This is a genomic window from Nocardia sichangensis (assembly GCF_047200615.1).
GTDB lineage: Bacteria > Actinomycetota > Actinomycetes > Mycobacteriales > Mycobacteriaceae > Nocardia > Nocardia sichangensis.
In genome coordinates, this window is sequence record NZ_JBJZOK010000018.1 from 30,581 (window position 1) to 53,261 (window position 22,681).

At 67.4% G+C, this 22,681-nt stretch carries 1 protein-coding gene (only partly in view); it reads left to right on the forward strand.

Annotated features, from left to right (window positions below):
- Positions 1-22,681: the 5' portion of a sigma-70 family RNA polymerase sigma factor gene (locus tag ACL03I_RS24030; RefSeq protein ID WP_412807004.1), read on the forward strand. 16,184 nt of this gene lie beyond the right edge of the window; only the first 22,681 of its 38,865 coding nucleotides appear in the window; the start codon lies at positions 1-3; its stop codon lies beyond the right edge, outside the window.

Genomic DNA, 22,681 nt, shown 5'->3' on the forward strand with positions numbered 1-22,681 from the left:
ATGACGCTGCGGTTGCCGGCCTGGCTCCCCCCGGTCGTAGTGATGTGTGTCGCCGGGCACTTCCCTCTGGGCGACGAGGACGCGGAACGACGCGCCGCCGACGCTTGGTCGGATAAGGCCGAATGGTGTCGTGAGCAGGCTGAATACCACGAAGCCAAGGCAAAGCCGCCCGAGGGCTCACACGGCGAGACCGTCGCCGCGATCGCCGACAAGCACCGGCGCACGGCCGAGCGCTTCCGACAGCAGGCCACCAATTGCGACAGCCTCGCCAGACAGCTCTACGAGAGCGCCAACGCCACCGAGCTGCAGAAGATGGTCATCATCAGCATGGCCGTGATCCTGGCCATCCAGCTGGCCCGGTGCGCCCTGATGTTCGCGGCCGGTGGTCCGATCCAGGCCGCCATTGCACAGATGGCGACCCGGACCGCGGCGCAGCGCGCGTGGATGAGGTTCGTGGCGTTCCTTTCCGGACGCGGTGCGGAACTGGCGGCGGAACGCGGCTCGATGGTGCTGCTGCGCAACGGAGTCGTGATGGGAGTAGCGCTGGGCGGCGGCACCCAAGCCGGCGCCCAGGCGATCCAGGTTGCCAAGGGCGACCGCGAACAGATGGATTGGAAATCCATCGGCGTGGCAACGGCCGCCGGCGGTGTCGGCGGCGCCCTCGGCATGCTGTTCGGACTCTGGGCGGGGCCGAAGGTCGCCACCATCGGCGCGAACGCCAACAGCACCGCGGGGCGGGTGGCCCTGCAGCTCGCCGGCACCACCATGGTCGGCGCCGGAGCCGGAGCCGTCGGCGCTCTCGGCGGCACCGCCGTCTCGCTTGTGCTGTCCGACCAGCCGTTCAGCCGCAAGGCCTTCACCGAGGGCCTGATCCCCGGTATGGGTAGCGGATTCATCGGCGCGGCAGCCTTCGCGGCACAGGGGATGCGCAGCCGGGCACCACTTCCCGACACGACTGCCGACCCCGCTGCCGCACCGGAGGTCACCAGGGCCGAGCCGTCGCCTGGTTCGCTCGTCGACGCACTGCGCTCGCATGGCATCGTCACCGCTGACTTCGATCCGAACAACCCCTCCCACACCCATCAGCAACAACAGATCGACAATCTTGTGGCGCTGCTGCGCCAACCCGGGGCAACCGCGGACGCACCAGCCCGTCCCACACTCCCGTTGAACAATGCCGACTGGCAGCCCGCGAATGTGCCGAATGTGTCGCCCGACAACCTCAACCCGGTCAAGTCTGTCAAGCCGCCCTCCGACGCTGTTGCCACACCTGCTGATCCGGCCCCCGCAGGGACAACGCCGAAAGCTGACGGAGGCAATCAACAACCCGATGTGTCGCCGCCGAAAGAGTACAAGCCGCGTCCGGAGCAGCCGTTCTCCGTGCCGAACAACAGCATGGACTGGGAAGCACCCGCGGGCATGCCCGGCGCCCTGATCGACAACGTCAATCCCGTCAAGACCGTCACCTTCCCCGCGGCCGCCATCGCGTCCACCATCAACCCGGTCGGCGTGCCGAGCATCGGGACGGATCCGACATCGGCGGAGGCGCCCGGGTCACGGAACGCTCCCGCCGCACGACCGGATTCCGACACCGTGGGCGCCGCTGAAGCTCCTGTCGACGGGGAACTGCCTCCAGCACCGCACGACTCGAATAACAGCACCGCCGAGAACGCGGGCACAGCACGGCAGACCACCGAACATGATCGCCCTGCAGCCGGGCCGGACCACTCGGGGCGACCACACCCCGCGGACACCGGCGAAGACAGTGCTCGACCGGCAGACGTCGCGCCCGGGTCGGCTCACGGCAACCGGGTCGGCTCCGAGAAATCACCGGCGGCACCGCATTCGCCGGAGCACGCCGCGGTGCCGGACAACGCCGCCGCCACGGCCCGACCGCATCCCGGCGGCCGGGACACGGCGGGCGAGGGGCCGGCCGGACGAGGCCGCGCCGTCGCGGATGCCCGAGGCGACGATCCGGCGGGCGAGGGGCCGGCCGGGCGAGGCCGCGCCGTCGCGGATGCCCGAGGCGACGATCCGGCGGCCGGGCCATCGTCATCGGCACGGCAACGAGGTGTCGCAGCGGACGAGGAAGCCGCTCCGCGCACCGTCACGGCCGACCCGCACGACGCATCGGCGCAACAGAGCACGACCGTGCCTGCGACCGAGCGCCGAGGGGCACAACGGGTTCCTGGCGTGGCCACCGATCCCGAGCCGGCCGTGCCCGAGCTGGTACCGGCGGCGCACAAGGAATCGGCCGACGGCCTGTCTTCGGACCACGACGTGTCCCCGAGTATGACGATCACCATCGACCAGTCGCCCGCTCCACAACGCGGTGATTCCGGTCCGCGCTCCCCCGGCGGGGACAGGTTCGTGGACGCGGGCGGGCAGCAGCGCCAGACCGCGCAGCCGTTGGGCGGCCCGGCGCGACCTGCCGCAGGCGCCCAGCCCGGCACACCCGCTGCCGGTTCGCCGGGTGCTGCCGGAGGCAATCGGCCGCCACGTGTGTCGGCCCCGAAGGCTGCTGCCGCGGAGCGCCCTCCCGCCGTCGAACCGGTCCGAGGAGCGCGCGGGCCGGCCGAGGACGGCCATGCCCCCTCAGGGTCGGCAACCGCTCACGCCACCGACAATGACAACCGGAACACACCACCCTCGGCCGCCGAACCGGAGTCGGAGCACGGTCGCACGGCTGACGGCACCACAGGCGACGAGACCGCGCGAGCCACGCATCCGGACGAGGCGAACGCACCGGAGCACGCACTCCCGGCCGACGACAGCGCGAAAGGGCAACAGGCCAAAGGTCATCCCGATGTAGTCGACGAGGCGGGACCATCGAAACCGAAGCCCGGCGAGTCCGATACCAGCGGAGACGATATCCCCGGCGGTCGAGCGGCCGACGACAGTGCGAGTGAGCAGCAAGCGAAGACTAGATCCGATATCCCCGGCGACACGGAGGCGCCACCACCCGAGTCCGAATCCGCTCGCGCACAGGGAGATTCGGCTGCTCCGCCCACCGCTCGCAACGAAGACCCTGCCGCGGACGCGCGTGCGAGGGCGAGAGCCGAGGTAGAGCAGCGTAATGCGGCCGAGCGGCAGCAGAACGAGCTGGTGCGCGAACACCACCGGCAGCGTGTCGAAGTGGCGGCCGAGCGCGAGCGGGCCGCCCATGCCGAGCTGCAACGGCAGGAGAAGGCCGTACGGGTGGCGGAGCAGCATGAGCGGGCCACCGGCGTCGGCTTCGGCGACGAGATACGCGATCTGTTCGGGCGGGGCACGGCGGAGGATCGAGTGGCCGTCGAAGCCGCGCGGGCCGCTCAGGAACAACTCCGCCAGGCTCAGGCGAGGTTGGCCGAGTGCCGGGATGCGTACGAGGCGGCGGTGGCCCAGCATGACGCCGCAGCTCATGCCAGAGCCCGTGACCTCGTCGAAATCTCGGACAACGCGGGCGTTTCGCTGATGAACGACTACAAGGCTGGGGTGCTCACCGATCGCGACGCTGTGTTCGACGTCGTTGCGCAGGAGCGAGTTCGCGCGGCCTTGGATGCCGGTCGCGCCAACGGGGCGTTGCGAGAGCCGGGCAGCACGGCTGACGGTACGAGCCCGATGGCGAACGCCGCACCGGAGTCGTTGATCGACGCGATGGTGCGGGGATCCATCGAGGAGCGCATCGCGGCGATGACCGAGTGGATTCGCCGGGGCGACGACCGGCATCGGCTGGTGCGAGAGACACAGGTTGCAGCGTTTCTGCTGCTGAAGCACGGCCCGGTCGATATGAAGACAGGCGAGGGCAAGACCATCGTGATGACGATGAAGAAGCTGGCCGATGCCATCGATCACGGCACCGCACATGCATGGACCAGCAGTGACCTGCTCGCCGGTGAGCTGGCCGCTGAGTTCGAGGCGTTCGTGGCGCGGCCGGAGGCGGATATCGGGATCGATGTGGTCCGGATGGATCAGGACGGTCCGTTGCCGGATCCGGTGCCCGGCCGTAGCCGGATCATCGTGGGCACGAAGGAGGACTACCTGTTCCGGGCGTTGAAGGTCGCGGATTCGATGATGAACGAGCTCGCGGCCAGTGGCATGTCGCCCCAAGAGGTGACGGCACTGCGGGACTTCCTCAACACGAAACCGTCTATCGATCTGATCAAGGAGAGGCTGGATACCGCGGCATCCGATCACGGCCTGGACCTCCGGTACGACCCGTTCCCGGCGGGCAAGCTCACCGTCGACGAATTCGACACCATCTTCGACGGCAATTCCGAATGCGTACTTTCCCCCGGGGCGGCGGAGGAGGCCCCACCCGAGGTGGTCGCCGAACTGCAGGGGATCTGGGATCGGCTGACGACAGCAGAGCGCGAACACGGCTTGACGGCAGCGGATTTCAAGAGGCCGGAGAACACCCGGGGAATGTGGGCCGCGGAAACGACCCCGGCCGCGGTCACCAAGCTGGAGAGGGTGGCGGGTGGACCGGTCACCGCCTCGGAGCTGAAGCTGTACGCCGATGCCGCCAACGCCCGCTGGGGGCTGGAGAAGGGCACGCACTACATCACCCGGGCGGACGAAGGCGAGGGCGCGAAGATCGGCATCCTCGCGCACGAAACCAACGACAAGGCGATGTGGGACAGGACGAAGTCGACCGAGGTGCGCTGGCAGGACGTCGGTCAGTTCGTCGACCTCAAGGAAGGGCTGCCGGTCCGGGCGAATCAGGAACATTCCCTGCGTATGTCGGATCAGCAGTTGATCGGCAGCAAATTGCTGTTCGAGCCGTCTGGTTTGTCCGGGACCATGAAGGGCGTCGAGGGCATCACCTACGACCTGTACGGCGTGGGGCCGGTGCCGGAGCTTCCGACATTCTATACATCGCAACGGGTCGTGGAACCGCCGAAATTCTACGAGAACACCCATTCGAAACTCACTCAGCTGGCCCGTGACATCGTGCGGGACGCACATGTTGTCGACGGCGAGCAAACGGGCCGTGCGCAGTGGGTCGTGTGCATGGACAACGGCGAAATCCGGGGCGACCCGGACGCCGGGCGGATCGGACTGATCGACCTGCTCCGCACAGCGGCGAAGGAAGAACACGGCGCGGACTTCGAGCTGAAATTCGAGGTGGTCGATGCGGATTTCTACGCCGAGCACGGCGGTAGCAATGCCGACGCCGAGGCCCTGGTCAGGCAGAAGATCGAGGAATTCGGGGACAAGGGCACCATCTATATCACCAACAAGGACGGAGGCCGCGGCGCCGACCCGACACCGTCGCAGGAGGTGATCGATCTCGGCGGTGTCGACGTCAAGGTCAGCGGCGGGCCGTCGTACTCCGAGCGGGTGAACGACCAGGTCGACGGTCGTGGCGCCCGTGGCGGATCCGGCGACGACCGGGAGCACGGTGGCACCCCGGGTTCGGCGGTGCACTACGTCTCCCCCGAGGACTTTCTCGGCAGGGTCACCGACCACGGCGTCACACAGCAGGTCGTCCAGTACACGGAAGCCGTCAAGGCCCACCGGGCCGCCCAGGAACAGCACGAAGCCCTCAACACCGAGGCGACGCGCATCGAACTGAACAGGACCGAAACGGCGCTGCGAAACGCAGAGTCCGACCTGTGGAAGCATGCCGTCCCGGCGATGAAGGACGCCGTCGAGCAGAATCAGCTCGCCTCCAAGTACGCGAGCGCCAACCAAGCCAACGCCCCACCCACGGACGCACATGGCACCGCGACCCAGCAACCCCAGCAACCCCCTCCCCGATCCGCGGGGACCGCGGCTCCGCATGCGACCGGTCCACATGCGACCTCGCACGCGCCTGCCGCCACCCACAACGGCACCCCCGTCCCGACCGCCGCAGGCCTCGCCGCCGGGGCAGCATCCAACCTGGCTTCCGGTAACCCACCGGTCGCAGCCAACCTGCGTGACGAGCACGGCGACAGCACCCTCCGCCATCTCCTGCGGGTGCTGGACGCACCCGGCGGACAGGCGGCCGCACCGTTGCTGCCGGTCGCGCAGGCCGTCCGCGACGCGACATTCGATCAGGTCGAGTCGCAAGGGATCCCCATCGGCACCGACGTCGCCGACCACGTGCGCGAGACCGCACGAAATCTGTTGCACACCAGCCTGAATCGACTCGATCCGGCGCAGCGTCAACTCGTCACCGACGCCGGGACGGTGCTGCAGCAAGGACACCGGCTCGAAGACGCGCACACCGCAGCCGTCGCCCAGTTGATTGCGCAGGTGCCGACCGCCCAGCCGGAACTGGCGGCCGCTGCGGGCACCACCGTCCCGTTCGACCAGCTGCCTACCGGCGACCGCACCGAGACACTGCAGCGGGCGCAGCAGGGCGATCGGTCTGCCGCGCAGGCCTTGGACCGCCATTTCGGCCCAGCCACCGCCCAGGCCATGTGTGCCGTACTCAGCGGGGATTCGGAGCACGGTACCCCACCCACGCGGATCCAGCTCCTGGCGCACGCCGTCGCCCGGGCCACGCTCGGCGCCGCCGACGCCGGTGGCTGGCAAGTCCCCCCGGGCATCGACATCGGCGACTGGCTGCTCAGCCAAGCGCGAAACACGTGGCTCGACAGCCTTAATCACCTGAATCCCGCCGTACGCCGACTCGTCAGCGAAGCGCTCGATCCCAGATCCCGCAGCGACGACCTCACCGACGCTCAGATCACCCTGTTCGGGTGGGTCGCGCAGGAGGTCGCAGGGCCGGCAGCCGATTCGACGGCCCGGCAACGGGAACCCTCGGCCGAGAATCGCGACCGTGCGAACTCCGCGAGGACGGCCGAGGCCGATCGAAAAACCAAGCAGGCCATCGCCCGGAAATTGTTCGAGAAGTTCGACATCGAGGTACTCGGACTGGACAAACCGGAAATCTCCGTCGACACAGCTCTGTCGATCAGGAATGCGATTGTCGACGGTTTCGCGGCAGGACAGGAGATCAAGCTCGACGTCATACTGGTCGCCCCCATGGTCGGCAATACCGGTGCCTGTATCTGGACTCCCCAAGGCATCGAAAAGGACGCCCCGACCTTCATGGTCTTAAACGAGAACCTCTTCGGTGACCCGGAGAGATTCCGGAACACCATGCGGAAGGCGGTGCAGAGAGGCCACCTGATGGCCCCGACCGGCGATCCCGCATACGACGCCGTCAGTCACGAGATGGGCCATCTACAGGATCGAGCCGCACGGAAGGGGCTCTACGACAAAAAGCCGATTGCCCACCTACGAGACGGAGCGGTCCAGGGGAAGGACTACGAAGACTCCAAAGAGGCCCGAGCATTCGGATTCCTGTACACGCATTTCGCCGAGTTCAAGAAGGCCGGCATGCTGGCACCGGACCTCGATTTCGACGATTGGCTGGGGCAGCTCGATTCGTACAGCAGCAGCAGGAAAAAGCTGAAGGAGGCAGAGGAAGACAACCGAAGACTTGCGGGCGAAGAGCCACAGGGTACGGAAATGGGCACCTACGAGCCCAAAATGGGTGACCTCGCGGTATTCAATCCGGCGGAAGCCCTGGCCGAGGCGAACAATGCGTTCGGCAGGACCGCACCGGCCGATCGCACACATCCCGCCTACGTCCTGCAAGCCCTGCTTCGCGACATTCCGTATTTCCAGGTGTTGCGGGAAGCCGAACAGCGCAATGCTTTGGTGCAGGCGGACTATCGCGGTCCGGTCCCGACTGCGTCGGAGTCCGGCACGAGCATCGCCTCGAACGGCCCGTCCGCATCCCTGGCCGCGAAATGGCGCGCTATGTCCCCCACCGCTCGCGCCGACTACGCGGAACAGCAAATCGCATACCTGAATCCCGACACCGGTTTCGTGCTCGACGAGTTGGCCCGGCTCCAGGCGGAGCACCGCGCCACGGTCGCGCCGACCACGGACCGCACCGCACAGACGCCCGAAACGCAAACGCCTCAGAGCCATTCATCGCGTGCGGCGACCGGGCGACCTGACGACAGGTCGGCATTCCCACCGGAGTTCTGGCAGCAGCACAGTCGGTCCCACGCGCGGGCAGCTGTCCCGGCCCCGATCCACCTCGGCGCCCCCGACGATGCGCAGCCGGACCCGACGCGACCCGTCCCGGACTTGCCTCGCTCAGTCCAGGCGTCCAGGCGTGCTGCTTTCGACAATTTCCGGCGGCAGATCTTGGCGGTCTACGTCGCCGGCCCGTCGATCGAACGGAGCGATGCGGTAGCCCGCGCCCTGGCCGATGCCGACCCCGAGGATCTGCGGCGCGCTCTCCGCGAGGGCGGGCTCGACCCGAACCAGCAGCGGGTGCTCCGCCAGTTCTGGCCGGGCCAGTCGGACCGGATGGCCGCAGCGGTGCTACCGGCTCTCGGCGAGGACATGGACCCTCTGCTGTGGGCTGCGATTCGCAAATTCGCCTCGGCAGTCGCTCGCGTCCGGGCATCCGGAGAATCTCTCGCACAGGTGGTTCCGGAACCAGATCGGACCGAATCCGACGCTCCGATCCCCGACAGAGGCGGGCTGACCCCCCGGGAGCTCGAGGTGTTGCGCCTGAGTGCGCGCGGCCTGTCCTACCCCGAAATCGGCCCGCTGATGGGGATCTCGCACAAAACCGTCCAGAGTTACGCCCGGCATGCGTGTGCCAAACTCCGCTGCCCGAGTGTGATTCCCGCGGTCCTCGCGGCAGATCGGGAGGGATGGCTGGACGAACCATCCGGCCCGCACGTCGACGTCGAATTCTCTCCGGACGAGGTCGCCATTCTCCAGCTGGCGGCGAACGGCCTGGACAATCGTGAAATCGCTACCGAGCTGGCGACGACGCGGTATCGGGTGCGGACGTTCATGGCCGCGCTCCCCGGCCGGTTGGGTGTCGAGGGCAGGCTGCCCGGGCTGCTGGCGGCACAGCGGCAGGGGGCGTTCCAGCCCGGCGATCCCCACTCCGCGGCAACGCGGAAGCACGTCGACCTGTCTCCGCGCGAACGCGAGGTTCTCGACCTGGTTGCGGCCGATCTCACAGATCAGGCGATCGGTGACCAGCTGGGAGTTACGGCAGCTACGGCACGGGGCTATCGGGTCCAAATCCAGGCCAAGCTGGGCACCTCGGATCACGAGGAACTCGCAGACCGGGCGCGTAGCCTCCAGTCGCCTCCCGCAGAGGCGCGGACCGTCGAACTGAGTGAAGTCGAGGCGCTCCTGCTCCATCTGGTCACCAAGGGAGCGCCACCCGAGGCCCTCGCAACCGCACTCGGCATGCCGCGGAGCCAGTTGGATCCCTTGCTGGTGCAACTGGCCGACAAGATCGGTACGCGCGGCAGGATCCGGGTGTCGGCGCAGCGACGAGAACCGTCATCGCAGCACGAGAGGCTCGAGGCGCTGGCCGAGTCGCTGCCGGGCACGAGCCGTGATCCGGCAGCGGTGTCCTGGGCCACGTTGCGCGCCTTCCGATCTCGGATCGCCACCCACCCGTCCGAACTGACCGGGCGTGAACCCGAGGTGCTGCGGCTGGCCGCGCAAGGCCTGTCACTCAAAGCGATCGCTCGCACGTTGGGCGGATCACACGCCACCGTGATCAACGAACTCGACAGCATCGCGGTGAAGCTCGGAACCCCTGATCGGGCCGTGCTACTGATGGCGGCGCAGCGGGCATGGTCGGCCGAACACCCGGAACCGATACCCGAACCGACGGCCGACGTCGGTCTGACACCGCAGGAGACCAGTGTCCTGCGCCTAGTGGCCCGGCGATTCACGAACCCGGCTATTTCGGCAGAGCTGGGCCTCTCGGTGCCGTTGGTGAAATACATCCGGCGCGGCCTACGCACCAAACTCGGTATCGACGACACCGCCGGGCTGGTCGCCTGGGCACTGCACAGCGGTATCGCCGTCGACGATCGCGCGGACGCCCCGGACCAGGAGTTGCAGGCACGCGTCACGGACGCGCTGCGGCGGGCAACGGCGACGGATACCGACCGAGAGTCGACACCCGACTCCCACGAGGCCTCGTCCATCCCCGCCGACATCGACCGATCCGGCGAGTCACCATCGGCCCAGCCCGCCGAAGTGGCCTCGGACCCGGCCCAGAGCGCGCTGGCCGAGCAACTCCGGCTGCCACCCGCTGCGGTGACGCGGGGAGCTGTACGCCTCGCCCTCACCCTCGTCGCGGAACAGACACAAGCCATGCCCACCGCCGCGACCGGCATCGACGGTCAGGAACTGAGTCGATGGATCCGGTCCCAGCTCGAACTGCACGCGGATCAGGAAGCGGCCACTCACGAGGGCGCGCTTGCGGAGCTGGAGCGGCGCGACGACGAAGAATCCGGACCGCTGGATGCGGCCGACCCTGAGGCTGATCCACTGGACCAGAACGGTTTCGACAATCGGCGTCGGACCCTCGACCAAGAGTTGCGGGCACTGCTGGGGTTGCAAGACCTGAGCCCGCCCCGGCCGATGACCACGGGCGAGGTGCTGGCCGAACTGTACTGGATCACGAGCCTGACGGACTCGCCGGAGGTGGAACACCTTGTCGCCGCGAGTGAGACCTTCCTGTGTGCCACTCTCGAACCGCTGGCGGCAGTCCCGCTGGATCCGGTCCAGATCCACACGCTGCGCAGCCAGCTGGCGCAGCAGGTGGGCGTCGCCGACGACGAACTGACCCGCACGCACGCCGAAGTGCTGGCCGCCGACGAGACCGTCGTGCCACAGACGCGCCGTCTGGCGGAGCGCTACCTCACCCTGCGCCCGAGCCAAACCGAGCAGAAACCGACACGAGCCGATATCGCCCGGCTGGCGGGTGTGGGCAACTCGTATGTCAGCAACGTGTTCAACGGACGATTCGGCGTCAAGCAGCCGTGGCACGGCGAGACTACGCAACGCGTCCTGGCCGCGGCTCACCGGTTGGGTGTACCGCCGGACCGCGCGGACATCGCGGCCCTCACCGATCCGAACTTCGTGACGCGTCGCGTTCGTCCGGCGCGCTGGATCGGCGACGAGTTCGTCCCCGCGCGGATCAAGCCGCAGCCATCTCGCGAGTCGTTGGCCGACGCAGCGGGTGCGGCCAAGGCCACGGTCCGTGATGTGGTCAAAGGTTCGGGCACGCACGATGACATGCGGCTGGTGCGCAGTGCGGCCGACGAGATCGGGTTCTGGTATCACCCGGACGGGCCGATGGGGACGGTCGACGCGATCGCACTGTCGGAGAGCGAATTCCACGTGCTGCGCCTGATCGCCGACGGCATCACCGAAGATTCCCTCGCCGCCGTGCTCGGGATGACGCCGGACCAGTCGAACCGGCTGCTCGTCCGACTGGCCGAGCGGGTGGGATTCGAGGGGCCCGTCCGTATGCCCACGAACGCACAATCGAGCGGTTTGCCCGACGGCACCGTGCCGTCGTCCCCGAAGCGCACCGATCTGTCACCTCAGCAGCTCCAGACTCTGCGACTGGTGGTGGCGGACTTGCCGTATACCCCCATCACGGGCACGGTCCCCGCGGACACCGTCCAGGCGTTCCGTTCCGCCCTCGCGGAGCAGCACCCCACCGCACTCACCGGCAGGGAAAGGGAAGTACTCGCGCTACTCGCCGAGGGCCTGACTTCCGGACAGATCGCGGCCAGGCTCGGGTTGTCCCGCAACACGGTGAACGGGTACATCGCGCGCGCGGAAATCAAGCTGCATACCGACGGCCTGCGTCCCACCGTGCAGGCGGCGCAACAGGCAGAGCAATCACAAGCGGCCAGCGAACAGCAATCGGCCAGTGACCGTGAGGCGACATCCGGCACCCGCATCGATCCTGTCGCGATCGACCTCGGCGATTCCGACGAGCCGGACACCGCTTTGCAGCGCGCGCGGCAGGGGGATGCAACGGCGTTCAACGAGCTGCGCGAGCGATACGGCCGGGCCTCACTCCGGGAAGCGCTTGCCCGACTTGGGCTTCCGGCCTCGCGAGTCGGCCGCGACTTGCGGCCGCTCCTGCAGGTGGCACAGGAGCTCAACCGCATGGCCTTTCGGATCGCGGAGGCGCACCGATGGCGTGCCGATGTGGGCACGAATCCCAGCGAATGGCTGGACGGCATCGTGCGAGGCCTAGTAGACGGCTGGTTCGGGCTGAATGCCACGCAGCGCAAACACGTCACCGAGGCGGTGGACGGGATGCGGCGTGGTGCAGCGATCAGCTTGGTGCAAAGAGGCGCGCTGAACAGATTGGTCGACGCCGGCGAGCAGGTGATAACAGACGCCGAAACGCATGCGACCGACTCGTCACAGCAGACGGATAGTGGGCTCACAAACCGCCAGTTCACAGTGCTCCGGTTGATGGCTGCGGATATGACGAGCCCTGAGATCGCGGAGGAGCTGGGGCTGTCCCCGGGGACCGTGAGCATCTACGCGACCCAGGTTCGCCAGAAACTCGGTGCCCGTACCCGGGCGGAAGCGGTGTACATCGCACTGAGCACAGGCATACTCCCCGGCAGTCCCCGCGCCGACGGCGAGACACCCGGTCGCGAAGATCTCCAACTGACCAGTCGCGAAATCCACGTACTCGGGCGGATCGCGAACGGAGACACCAGCGACGACATCGCTCAAGACCTCGAGATCTCTCCGAGAAGCGTGGACCAGTTGGTGGGTCGAGTCGGCCGGAAACTGGGCGCTCGCAACCGTCCTGGAATCGTGGCTGCCGCGGCAAGAACCGGCGGCCTCCCGCTCGCCGACCCTGCCGACGCCGTTCCGGGCACCGGCCGAATATGGCTGGCCGATTACGAAACCAACGTGGTCACTCGGATCGCGACCGGTGAGACCAGCAAAGATATCGCGCAGACGCTGGGCCTTTCCCCGCTCACCGTGGACGACTACCTGATGCGGGTCTGCCGAAAACTCCGCGTGCACAACCGGGCGGCGATGATAGCCGTCGCCATCCGCTCCGGACTCCTGCCGGGGACCACCCGAACCGCTGTGGAAGGTCCCGAGTTGACCACCGCCGAAACCGATCTGCTCACGCGGGTCGCGAACGGCGACACGAACGCCGATATCGCGGAGGATCTCCAGATTTCGTCGAGCGCGGTCGACAAGGCGCTCGCCCGTATTCGCGAGAAACTCGGCACCCACAACCGGCCGCAGACAGTAGCAGTGGCTATCCGTGCCGGCATCCTGCCCGGCACCGATACGGTCGAAGCGGCTCCTCCCGCAAACCCGGCCGAACTGAGGGAACAGCATGGGATCGACACGTTCGGATACGTGCTATCGCTGCTCGGAGTATCAGCGAAAGGCGGCCGGCGAAGCGAACGGCTTGCGCGCGCCGTGCAACTGGCATTGGAGATCAATGACGATGTATTCCGGCGCTCGGCCTCCAGCTCGGGCGGCGACGTCGCTCAACGATTGCGCGAATCTGCGCGCGAAATACTGGAGCACAGATGGTTCCACCCGCTCCGCGCGAAGATGCTGGCAGTGCTGCGCGCCGATGGCGTCACCGAATCGGACCCCAGGTACGGCCGCCTCGCCGAATTGACCGTCACCGAACTCCGTGGGTACCTCGACGAGATCGGTGTCACCACGCGCTGGGTGTTTCTCGAGCTGGCGGACAGTCTGCATCGCGGCCGAGACATAGGTTCGTTGTCGCGGCAGGAAAAGAACAGTGTGCTGCGGATAGCGGATATACCACGCGCGGAGCGAGTCTCGCCGCCGCTGCCGGACGCCTCGCCACACATCGCCTCCGGAGCCTCGCGAACCGGACGAGAGGAACCCGATCCAGCGGCTGACACCGACCGAATCCGTTCTGGAACAGCGGATTACGAAATTGCCACTCGCGAAATCGACATGCTCGCACTCGTTGCGAAGGGTCATTCCCACCGCGAGATCGCCACCATGCTGGCACTTTCGAGCCGTGAGGTCGGCGCCGCCATGCATTCGGCGGCGGCGAAGTTGGGAACCGCTCACTGGGCGGAAATGCTGGAGGTGGCGCGGTGCAGGGGGATCGATCTGAATGTCGGCAGCCCGGCTACTTCCGGGCGCGACCGGCCCCGAGACGATGGTGCGGCACGATTCAACGCCTACCGCTCCGCACTGGCAAATGCCTTGGCGGCAAGGACCGGGGAGTTGGGTTCTGCCGCAGTGCTGGCCGAGGCCACCCCCGGACAGATCGCGGAGGCCAGTAAACAACTATCGTCCGCCGAGCGACAAACTCTGGCGAACCTGTCTGCAAGGCAACCTATTCTGCGGGACACATCCGCCCGGCCGGCCGTCGCCGCCGCTCGACGTCTGGCTTCGATTCTCGTTGCCGAGCAACACAGATCGGATGTCCGGCTGGCACGGGCGCTGGCTGAAGCTACCCCCGACCAACTGGAGGAAGCGCTCGGCACGCTCACGGACCAGCAACGGAAGATCATCCGCGCTGTCTTCACGCGCAGGCTGTCCCTCGAGACCATGGTGTCCGGTCTCGGCTATCGGGATGAAGCCACAGCCAAGTCGTTCGTGATGAACACAGTCCGGCAAGTCGGACAGCACCTGGCCGCAATACCCTTCTCGGTACGGCTGAGTGACGCACAGTCGAGTGGCACAATGCCATTCGGGCATGCGCAACATATGGCTGGACGCAGCACAGTCGCCCACCCACCACCTGGCGAAACCGCCTTCGAGCGCGGTCGTCGTGAGGCCGAGGAGGAACGAAGGGCCGCCGCCTCAGGCATCAGCGAAGCTGAAATCGACCTGCTCAACCAGCTTCTGCGCCGCCTGGATCAACTCTCGCCCACCACCGGTCGTGCGTCCGGTCCCGACCCTGTAGCCATCGACCTCGGCGACCCAGACGGACTCGACTCGGAATCGGCGGAATCCCGGACAGGCGGGGACGGCATCACCGAATTATCCACGCAACCGTCGAGCTGGGATTCGGCAAGAGTAATCGACGAAAATGCGACGGCCGCCACGCATACCCCCGCAGGTGTCGCTGCGGCCCTGCAGAACAGCCTGCCCGGCGCGGTCAAGCAGGTACTCGACCATATCGATGTCGAACTGCGATCGATGACCGACGCCGAGCGCCGCGACGCCGCCGACCGAGCCGACCTCACCCGGCTCCCCGGCTGGGTGGTCGACCGCCTCGCCCATGAAGCCAAGGCTCAGGAGCTCGCCCGCGAAACCACCACCCCCGAGCAGCGCGCCGAATGGCAGCACCGGGCAGAACAATTCGACCACGAACTCGCTCACATCCTCGGCCTGCCCCAGCCAGGAACCGGATGGACCGACCGCATCAGCAGCGACCCGCTGCACCACCTCCGCGCACTCACGCGCCGCCCGGACGCGCCCGCCGAACTCCTTCACCTGGTCGACACCGCCACCCGATGCCTGAATCTGCAGGACATCGCCGCGGCCGTCGAACCGCTGCACCAGGCGCTGGCCGACTGGCCCATCGCCGAACACACCGACCGGGCCGCCGCGATCGCCTGGGAGCTCGCGCTGCAAGCCCGCGACGACGGCGGCGGGACACCCGAAATCTCCGCTGCCATCCACGGACAATCAGGTCAACGCTGGATCGAGATCCACGTCGGCGACGACAGCCGCACCCTGCCGGCGCGCGAGAGCGGCGACCGCCCCGGGTGGCGCGCCGTCGACCTTCTCGACACACACACCGAAACATGGGGATGGGCGCTGCCCCGCGACAGCGGAAAACAAGTCTGGTTCAAGCTTTTCGAAACGGCCGACACCAACGACCCCTCGCAACCACCCCACGACCTCATCCTCGACCTGTCCATACCGCAGGACTCCTTGCGACAGGGCCCGAGCCTCGCGCGGCGAGCAGTACGAGAGCGCTTGCGACAGGCCGGTCACCCTGATCCCTACGACCTGATGGTCCTCGTATCCGACCTCGTTCAAAACGTCTACCGCTACGCCGACCAAGGCGACGCCAGGGTACGAATCCGGATGGACGGAAACACGATTCGCGTCGGAATCACCGATACCAGCCGTGGCCTACCCGCGCGACAAGAGGCAACCACCCAGGGCACTGTCAGCGCCGCCGCTTTCACCGATGACCAAGCCGCCGAATGGGACGGAACCGGGATCGTCGCCGACACCCACGGTTTCTTCCTCGGCATGCTCGAATCAATGGCCTCGGTCTGGGGCGTGATCCTGGAACGCGCCGGCGGCAAAACCATCTGGTTCGAAGTGCCGATGCCGCCATCTACAGCACCCGGCACCACGACCGCTCAACCACCGAACACACCCGTGTCCGATCCGGACACTCCCGGATCGATCGGCATCGACCTCAGCGCCATCGACCTGACCGGACTCGGCCCGGACCGTTCGACCACCAGCTCGAACCCCGATCCCACCGAGGCGAACGATGGGACGCGGAACCGGTCCACCCCACCCGCGGACACCGACAGTCGGCACTCGCCCACGCCCGGCACCCGAATCGACCCGGTCGCCCTCGCCCTCGACTCCGACGAACCGGACGCGCCGGACCCGGCCACACCGGAACCGCCCGAACGGCCGACTTCCACCCACCGGGAGCCGACGGACCAGAACGAACACGCCTTGGCACCACTGCCCACAATTCAGGAACTGGTCGCGGATCCGGGAAAACTGAAGACGTTACGGCAGGAAGTCGACGTACTCCGACAACAGCTCCTAGAGCTCAGCAACGGGCGCGCAGATCTGTCGAGCGCAGCAGCGGTGGACAGGATGCTGGGGGCGCTGCTGCAACTCGAGCGAGAAGGCAAGCTGAACCCCCGCCAGGCGCGCGCACTCCCGCTGGTCGAGGAGTACAGCGAGAAGTCCGGTCTCCTCGCCGACGCCGAACGTGTCCGCGGCGAATACCGGGAACACAAGGCAAACGCCGCTCGCCGGACGGATCAGCCGGAAGGCGCTCGGCCGACGGAATCCCGTGGACCCGATCCCGTCGCCATCGACCTCGACCCCGACGAACCGGATGCGCCCGACCCCGTCACGTCCGCGAAGTCACAAGCACCGAACACCACACCTACACCCGACGCGTCACGGAGTCACCCCGATTCCAGTGAGCCGAAGGCGGCCGAGCCGGGCGAGCACGCCAACCGACACGACCCGTCCGCGCAGACCGCCGCAGTTGCCGGGCAATCGTCGGCCGATATTCGTACGCGAATAGCAGAGTTGGGCACCATGCGGCACGCGGTCGACAGGTTGGGCTACGAACTGAGACAAGCCACGAAAAAGGTGACAGCCGAACGTATCCGGGTCGAAAACGAGTTACTGAGCCGAGTGGGGTTGCCGGTTCCAGAACGACCGGCGCCACAGGCGTGGAGTGTCGCGCGGTGCGAAGCGGAGCTCACCGCGCTGCAGGCGGCTGTGCAGGAGGCACGATCGGAACCGGCCGACCCGTCGGAGTTGGATCGGATCCAACGCCGCGAGGAAGAGGTTCGGCTGTTGGCCGGACCTCTGGAACGGTATCGGAACGCGCTGCAGAAGATGCAGGCCATGGCCGAGGAATTGCACGCACCGATGGCCCTGGCGTATTTCGAGGGCCGCTCGGCTGATGACGCCCGATTCGGCATCGAGAGATACCAGGCGAGTCCACACGTCGCGTTGAAGCGCGAGCGAGGCGCGTACAACACCCTGATCGTGGCGGCATCACGAGGCCGTCATGCCCAGGTGCTGCGCGAATTCGTCCAGCTCCACCCGCAATTCCAGGATGTCTATCCACCCCGGCGGCGCTTCCGAGTCGAGTTCATCGAGGTGATACCCAAGCCGGACGGCACGGTGCACCACCTTGCGTTGTACGAACGCCCGGCCGACTCGCACGATCCTCAGTTGGACGAGTTGCACTATGACGAACCCGCGGCTGCGCTGCTCGAGGCTTATATGCGCGCTTCCTTCCTGCAGTTACTGGGAGGTGCCACCTTCCCGGAGTGGCTCGCAGACCTCGGACCGAAAGCGTTCTACCAGCGGGGCGAGATCCGTTACCGAGGCTTTGGCGTCGGCGAACTGAAGAAGAGCGAAGTCGTCGAGATCGGAAAACGCCTGGCCGAACGCGAAAGGTCGTGGTACGAACAGTCTCTCGAAGAGGGAATCGCGTCACTGGCCGAAGAGCAGGGACCACTGTCCGCACGAGAGGTCGCTCGTAGTCTGGCAACCCGGGAGTGGACCGCTGCCTCCACTACTTATCCCCGACAGCCCGGCCGGATATTCGCGACCTGGATGCCCGAGATCGTCGTCGGGGGCATGCGTATCACCGTTCCGATGGCGAAGGACACCACGGGCCGTTGGGTAATCGCCGAACCGCGCGATAGTGATGGCCGGAGTACCGAGAATGTCGTCGCATACTGGTTCTCCCAACTGAGCGCACGAACATCGAAAGGTCTGCTCGCCAAGGTCACCAGGGCGTTGACAGCGGGATCGACCGCCTTCGCGACACCGCGCGCCGTCTCCACCGAGCTCACCGCCCGGCCCGACGACGGATGGGACGAACGATTCGCTCGCGAAATCGCCGCGACGGAGAAAACCATTGTGGCGGAGTCCCCAACCTCCGAAGACGCTACGCCGGACGAACCCCGCGGACCCGACCCCGTTGCCATCGACCTCGACCCCGACGAACCAGAGACATCGAGCACGCCTACACCCGGCGCGCCGTGGATTCGTCCCCACCAGCCGGTGAATTCGAGCGAGCACGCCGCCATCGGTCCCGGTGAAAGCCCACCGGCGGGCCATTACCTCGACCACGCGGAATCCCCTGAAACCGAACAGTTGCGGGCACTCCGGGCTGCGATCGCCGCGAGATTGGCCGGTGCAGCGAATGTTTCGAACGATCCCGGGCTGAATCGAGCACCCGCTCTGATCGATGAACTGGTGGCCGCGCGGCACCAGCCGGATGCGCAGGTCCCGGTGGAACGGCTGCGGTTGCTGGAGCAGTTCGCGCATCAGATGTCGGCATGGCTGGCCTGCGCGGACGAAGCCGCCGAGGCAAACGCCGCCTACGAACAGGGGCTGCGGGAAGGGACGCCTGCCGTCCTGCGGGCCCGGCAGGACGCCGCGGAGATCCGGCTCGGATCGGCTCTCGCCGCCGTCGCGGAGGTCTGGGCACAGACCGGCCCCCGAGCAGACACGCCGATCATGACACGGCCTGCGGACCACCTCCGGCCAGAAGAGACAAAACGGCTGCGCGACGTGGCCGAAACGATCTTCGGGGAGATGGTGACCGCGGGGGCAGCGCTCGATGCCGTGAACACCACCGACCGCCAACAGCTCGCCGAGGCCACACAACGCTATGACGCGCTGCGAGATATGTCGCAGTGGCTGGAGGAACTGCTGACCTTCGCGGAGCAATGGGATACGACACGGATAGGCCGGGAGCGCCTCTCGTTCCTGCTCGACCACTTCCGCGCGATCTCAGAGCTGTTGGCGGCGACCCAGATGCGCGACACCGCGGCCGCCGCCCTGGCCGCCGCGACCGATCGACAACGACGACTCGCGCAAGCCGCCGAGAACTACGGCGTGGCCGACCGCGGGATCCGCGCTCTCGCGGAGATGCTGGGCGAACCGCACCATCGCGCGACGACCACTCCCCCGGCGGCGCAACCCGGCGCACCCGTCGTCTGGCCCGGCGCGGACGGACAACCCGACTTCATCGCACAGACGCAGCCCCGGCAGCACGATCTCACCGAGCCAGGTCGCGGCGAGTCAACGTCGCCCGAGCGAACCCCCGAGGACCGCGCAGCGCAGCCCGGATCAGACCATCCACGGGGCGACCATGTCGAGGAACCCCGCGGCTCCGAGGAAACCGCACCGCGGCGCTACGTCGAGCAGAACCTGACGGTGGAGGATCTGGGTACGGTCGCGGCAGCGAGCGATCGGGGCAGGCACGCGCACAACGAGGACGCCTTCGCCCTGATCCGAGTGAATGTCGGTGGCGAAGAGGCCACCGCACTGATCGTGAACGACGGTCTCTCCCGGCCGAAGGGCGGTCACCGCGCCTCCGCCGCCGCCAAGGCGGCCGCCCACGATTTCGTGGTGGCGGCGCTGCGGCAGGCCGACCGAGACGGCCGGATCGATCCGGTGGCCGTAGTCGAGGGCGCCGTGGCCGCCGCCCAGGAGGCCGTTCTCGCCTTGCCCCCGGAGTCTCCCGCGGACAAGCCGCCCGCCACCACGATCGTGGTCGCGTTGATGGAGTCGGGACGGCTCACCGTCGACTGGGTGGGCGACAGCCGCGCGTACTGGATTCCGCTGGACGGCGGCCCGCCGATACCGCTGACCAGGGACGACTCGAAGGTCCAGGATGTGCTGGACGTCTTCGACGACACCACTCGTGAAGAAGCCGAACACTCGGCGATCGGCGGGCCGGGTCTCACCCACAACCTGGGCCGCTCCCTGGATGGGCTGAAACCGCGCAAGAAGGCCCGAGACGTACGCGGCGACGGTGTCGTCCTGGCGCTGACGGACGGCGTGTGGGAACCGATCAGCCCCGACGACCCCGAACCCGTCGCGGCCATCGTCCGGCGGTCGCTCGCCGAAGCCCCTGGCGATCTCGGCGCCGTCACGCGCGCACTGGTTCGGGCAGGCATCGAAGCGGGCACAACCGACGACGTCACCGCCGCCGCGGGATTCCTGTCGGCCGCGAACATCGACAACCCCATGAATACGGCGACGGACCACGACGGACCCGCGACCCCGGCCGATCGCGGCGCTGACCCCGTCGCGATCGACCTCGATCCGGACGAGGCCGATCCCACGCCGGTCGGGCCACGACAACCCGGAACCACCTCGCCGCGGAACTCGCCGGATCGCGCTGGGGCACAGCCGGGCCCACAGCACGGCACGACCAACGAGGCGAACACTGCCGACCGAGTCGGCACCCCGTGGGACATCGCACTGCGGCTGCGGCAGGTCCTCGAGCAGCATGTCGCGAGCGGACGACCGGAACTCGCGACCGCCCTGCTCCGGCAACGGTTCGAGCCCGAGATTCCGCGCCTTGCTGCTGATTTCGGGCAGCAGGCAGCGCACCACATCGCCGACGAGGTATGCGCGACGGCGATCGCACGCCTCGGGCGGCTCGGTAACCGAAATATCGAGTCGTGGTTGAATAACATTGCGCGAGAGAAAATCTCGCACCACCGCAGTTTCGCGGGCCCCTGGTACAGCATCCGGGAGTTCGTTTCCGAATGCGCGCGACTCGAGCAAACCGATCCCCTGCTCCAGCTGCTGGCCGAAGCCCGAACCACGGATGTGCGGCGCATCTTGGAGGGGTTGCCGAGCCACCGGCGTGATCGTTTGATCCGCGCCTTCTGGCCCACGAGTCCGGGCACATCACCTACCTCGCCCGACGGCACCGAATCCGATCGCGATGCGCTCTGGGTCGCAGCGCGGCAATTGGCCACAGCGGTGGCGACCGCGGCCAACTTCCCTGCCCGGCTACCGGTTCGGGCCGCAAGCAGCGCACCTCGGATCGCCCGACCCAGCAGCGCCGCCGCGACGACGTCCTCGCCCTGGCTCACCAGCAGGGAACTCGAGGTGCTCAACCTGATCTACCAGGGTTTGACCCCTGCGGAGATCGGGAGACGGCTGGGCGTCGACCCGAAGGCGGTCACGAACTACCAGAAGAGTGCGGCCAAGAAGTTCGGTACCACCGGCGCGATCCGGACGGTCCTGGCGGCCAAGCGGCAGGGGTTCGTCCACGACGGAAATCGACCACCAGCCGGTACGGTCCGCCTGGACCGCGAGCAACGACAACTTCTCCAGTTGATGGCCGATGGCCTCACGGATCAGGCCATCGCCGAGGTGCTGGGCGTGGCCAAGCTCACCGTCAAGCGCCGCCGGGCCCGGATCGGCGCCGTACTCGGCGAGACGAAGCGAACTCCGATGCTGATGAAAGCCGTGCGGCTGGGAGCCTTCGACGAACCTGCGGGCGAAGACACCACGCCGAGCGCACCCCGCAGACCGGACACCGTCGCCATCGATCTCGGCAACCCCGACGAACCTGACGCACCCAGCCCCGCACCGGAGGGATGGACGGGCGACGTGACCGGATCTCCCGCCGGTGCGCCGATCGAGTTGCCTCGCAGCATACGTCGCCTGCTCGAGGCAACCCGGCACGAACTGGAGGAAGTGGCGGAAGAAGCACTGCGGCCGGTCCGGGATTCCGGGAAAGACACCACGCACCTCCACGCTGAGGAAGCCGAGGAGATCGCACGGGCAATCAACGAACTTCGCGCCGGACAGCGCCTGCGGTTCGCCACGATGCTGCGCCGACAGGTGCTCGATGCGGAGTCGGCTCAGCTGCTGACCGAAGTGCAGTTGATGCGCGACGTTCGCGATCATTTCCGCTTTCTGAAGCCCCATATCGACAACGTTCACCGGTACGCGGCCGAGGTCCGCACCGCATCGGCGGTCCTCGCCGCCCGTGAGGTGCTCCGTGCGCAGGGCCTGCAACCCGTTCACGACGATCAAGGAAGGTTGGTCGACGGGATCGGGGTTCTGCCGGGACGCCGGATCGTGGTGGCGTCACCGCTGCTCGGCCAGCAGAACCTGCTGGATCTGCAGGTACCGGGCCTGCGGGAATGGGCAGCGCGCGAGAACGTGACGATCGAGTACCAGCGGGTATTGATCGGGGCGGACGACCAGGTAACAGTCGAACCCGTGTCGGGTGTTCACGACGAGCTGGAAACGGGACTCCGCTTCTATCGAAACCACGAGGATGCAGCGTGGATGAACGGGCTCATCGACGAACGATCCTTCAAAGAAAAGGTCGAGGAAGCGGAGCGGTCCGGCAGGAAGTCCC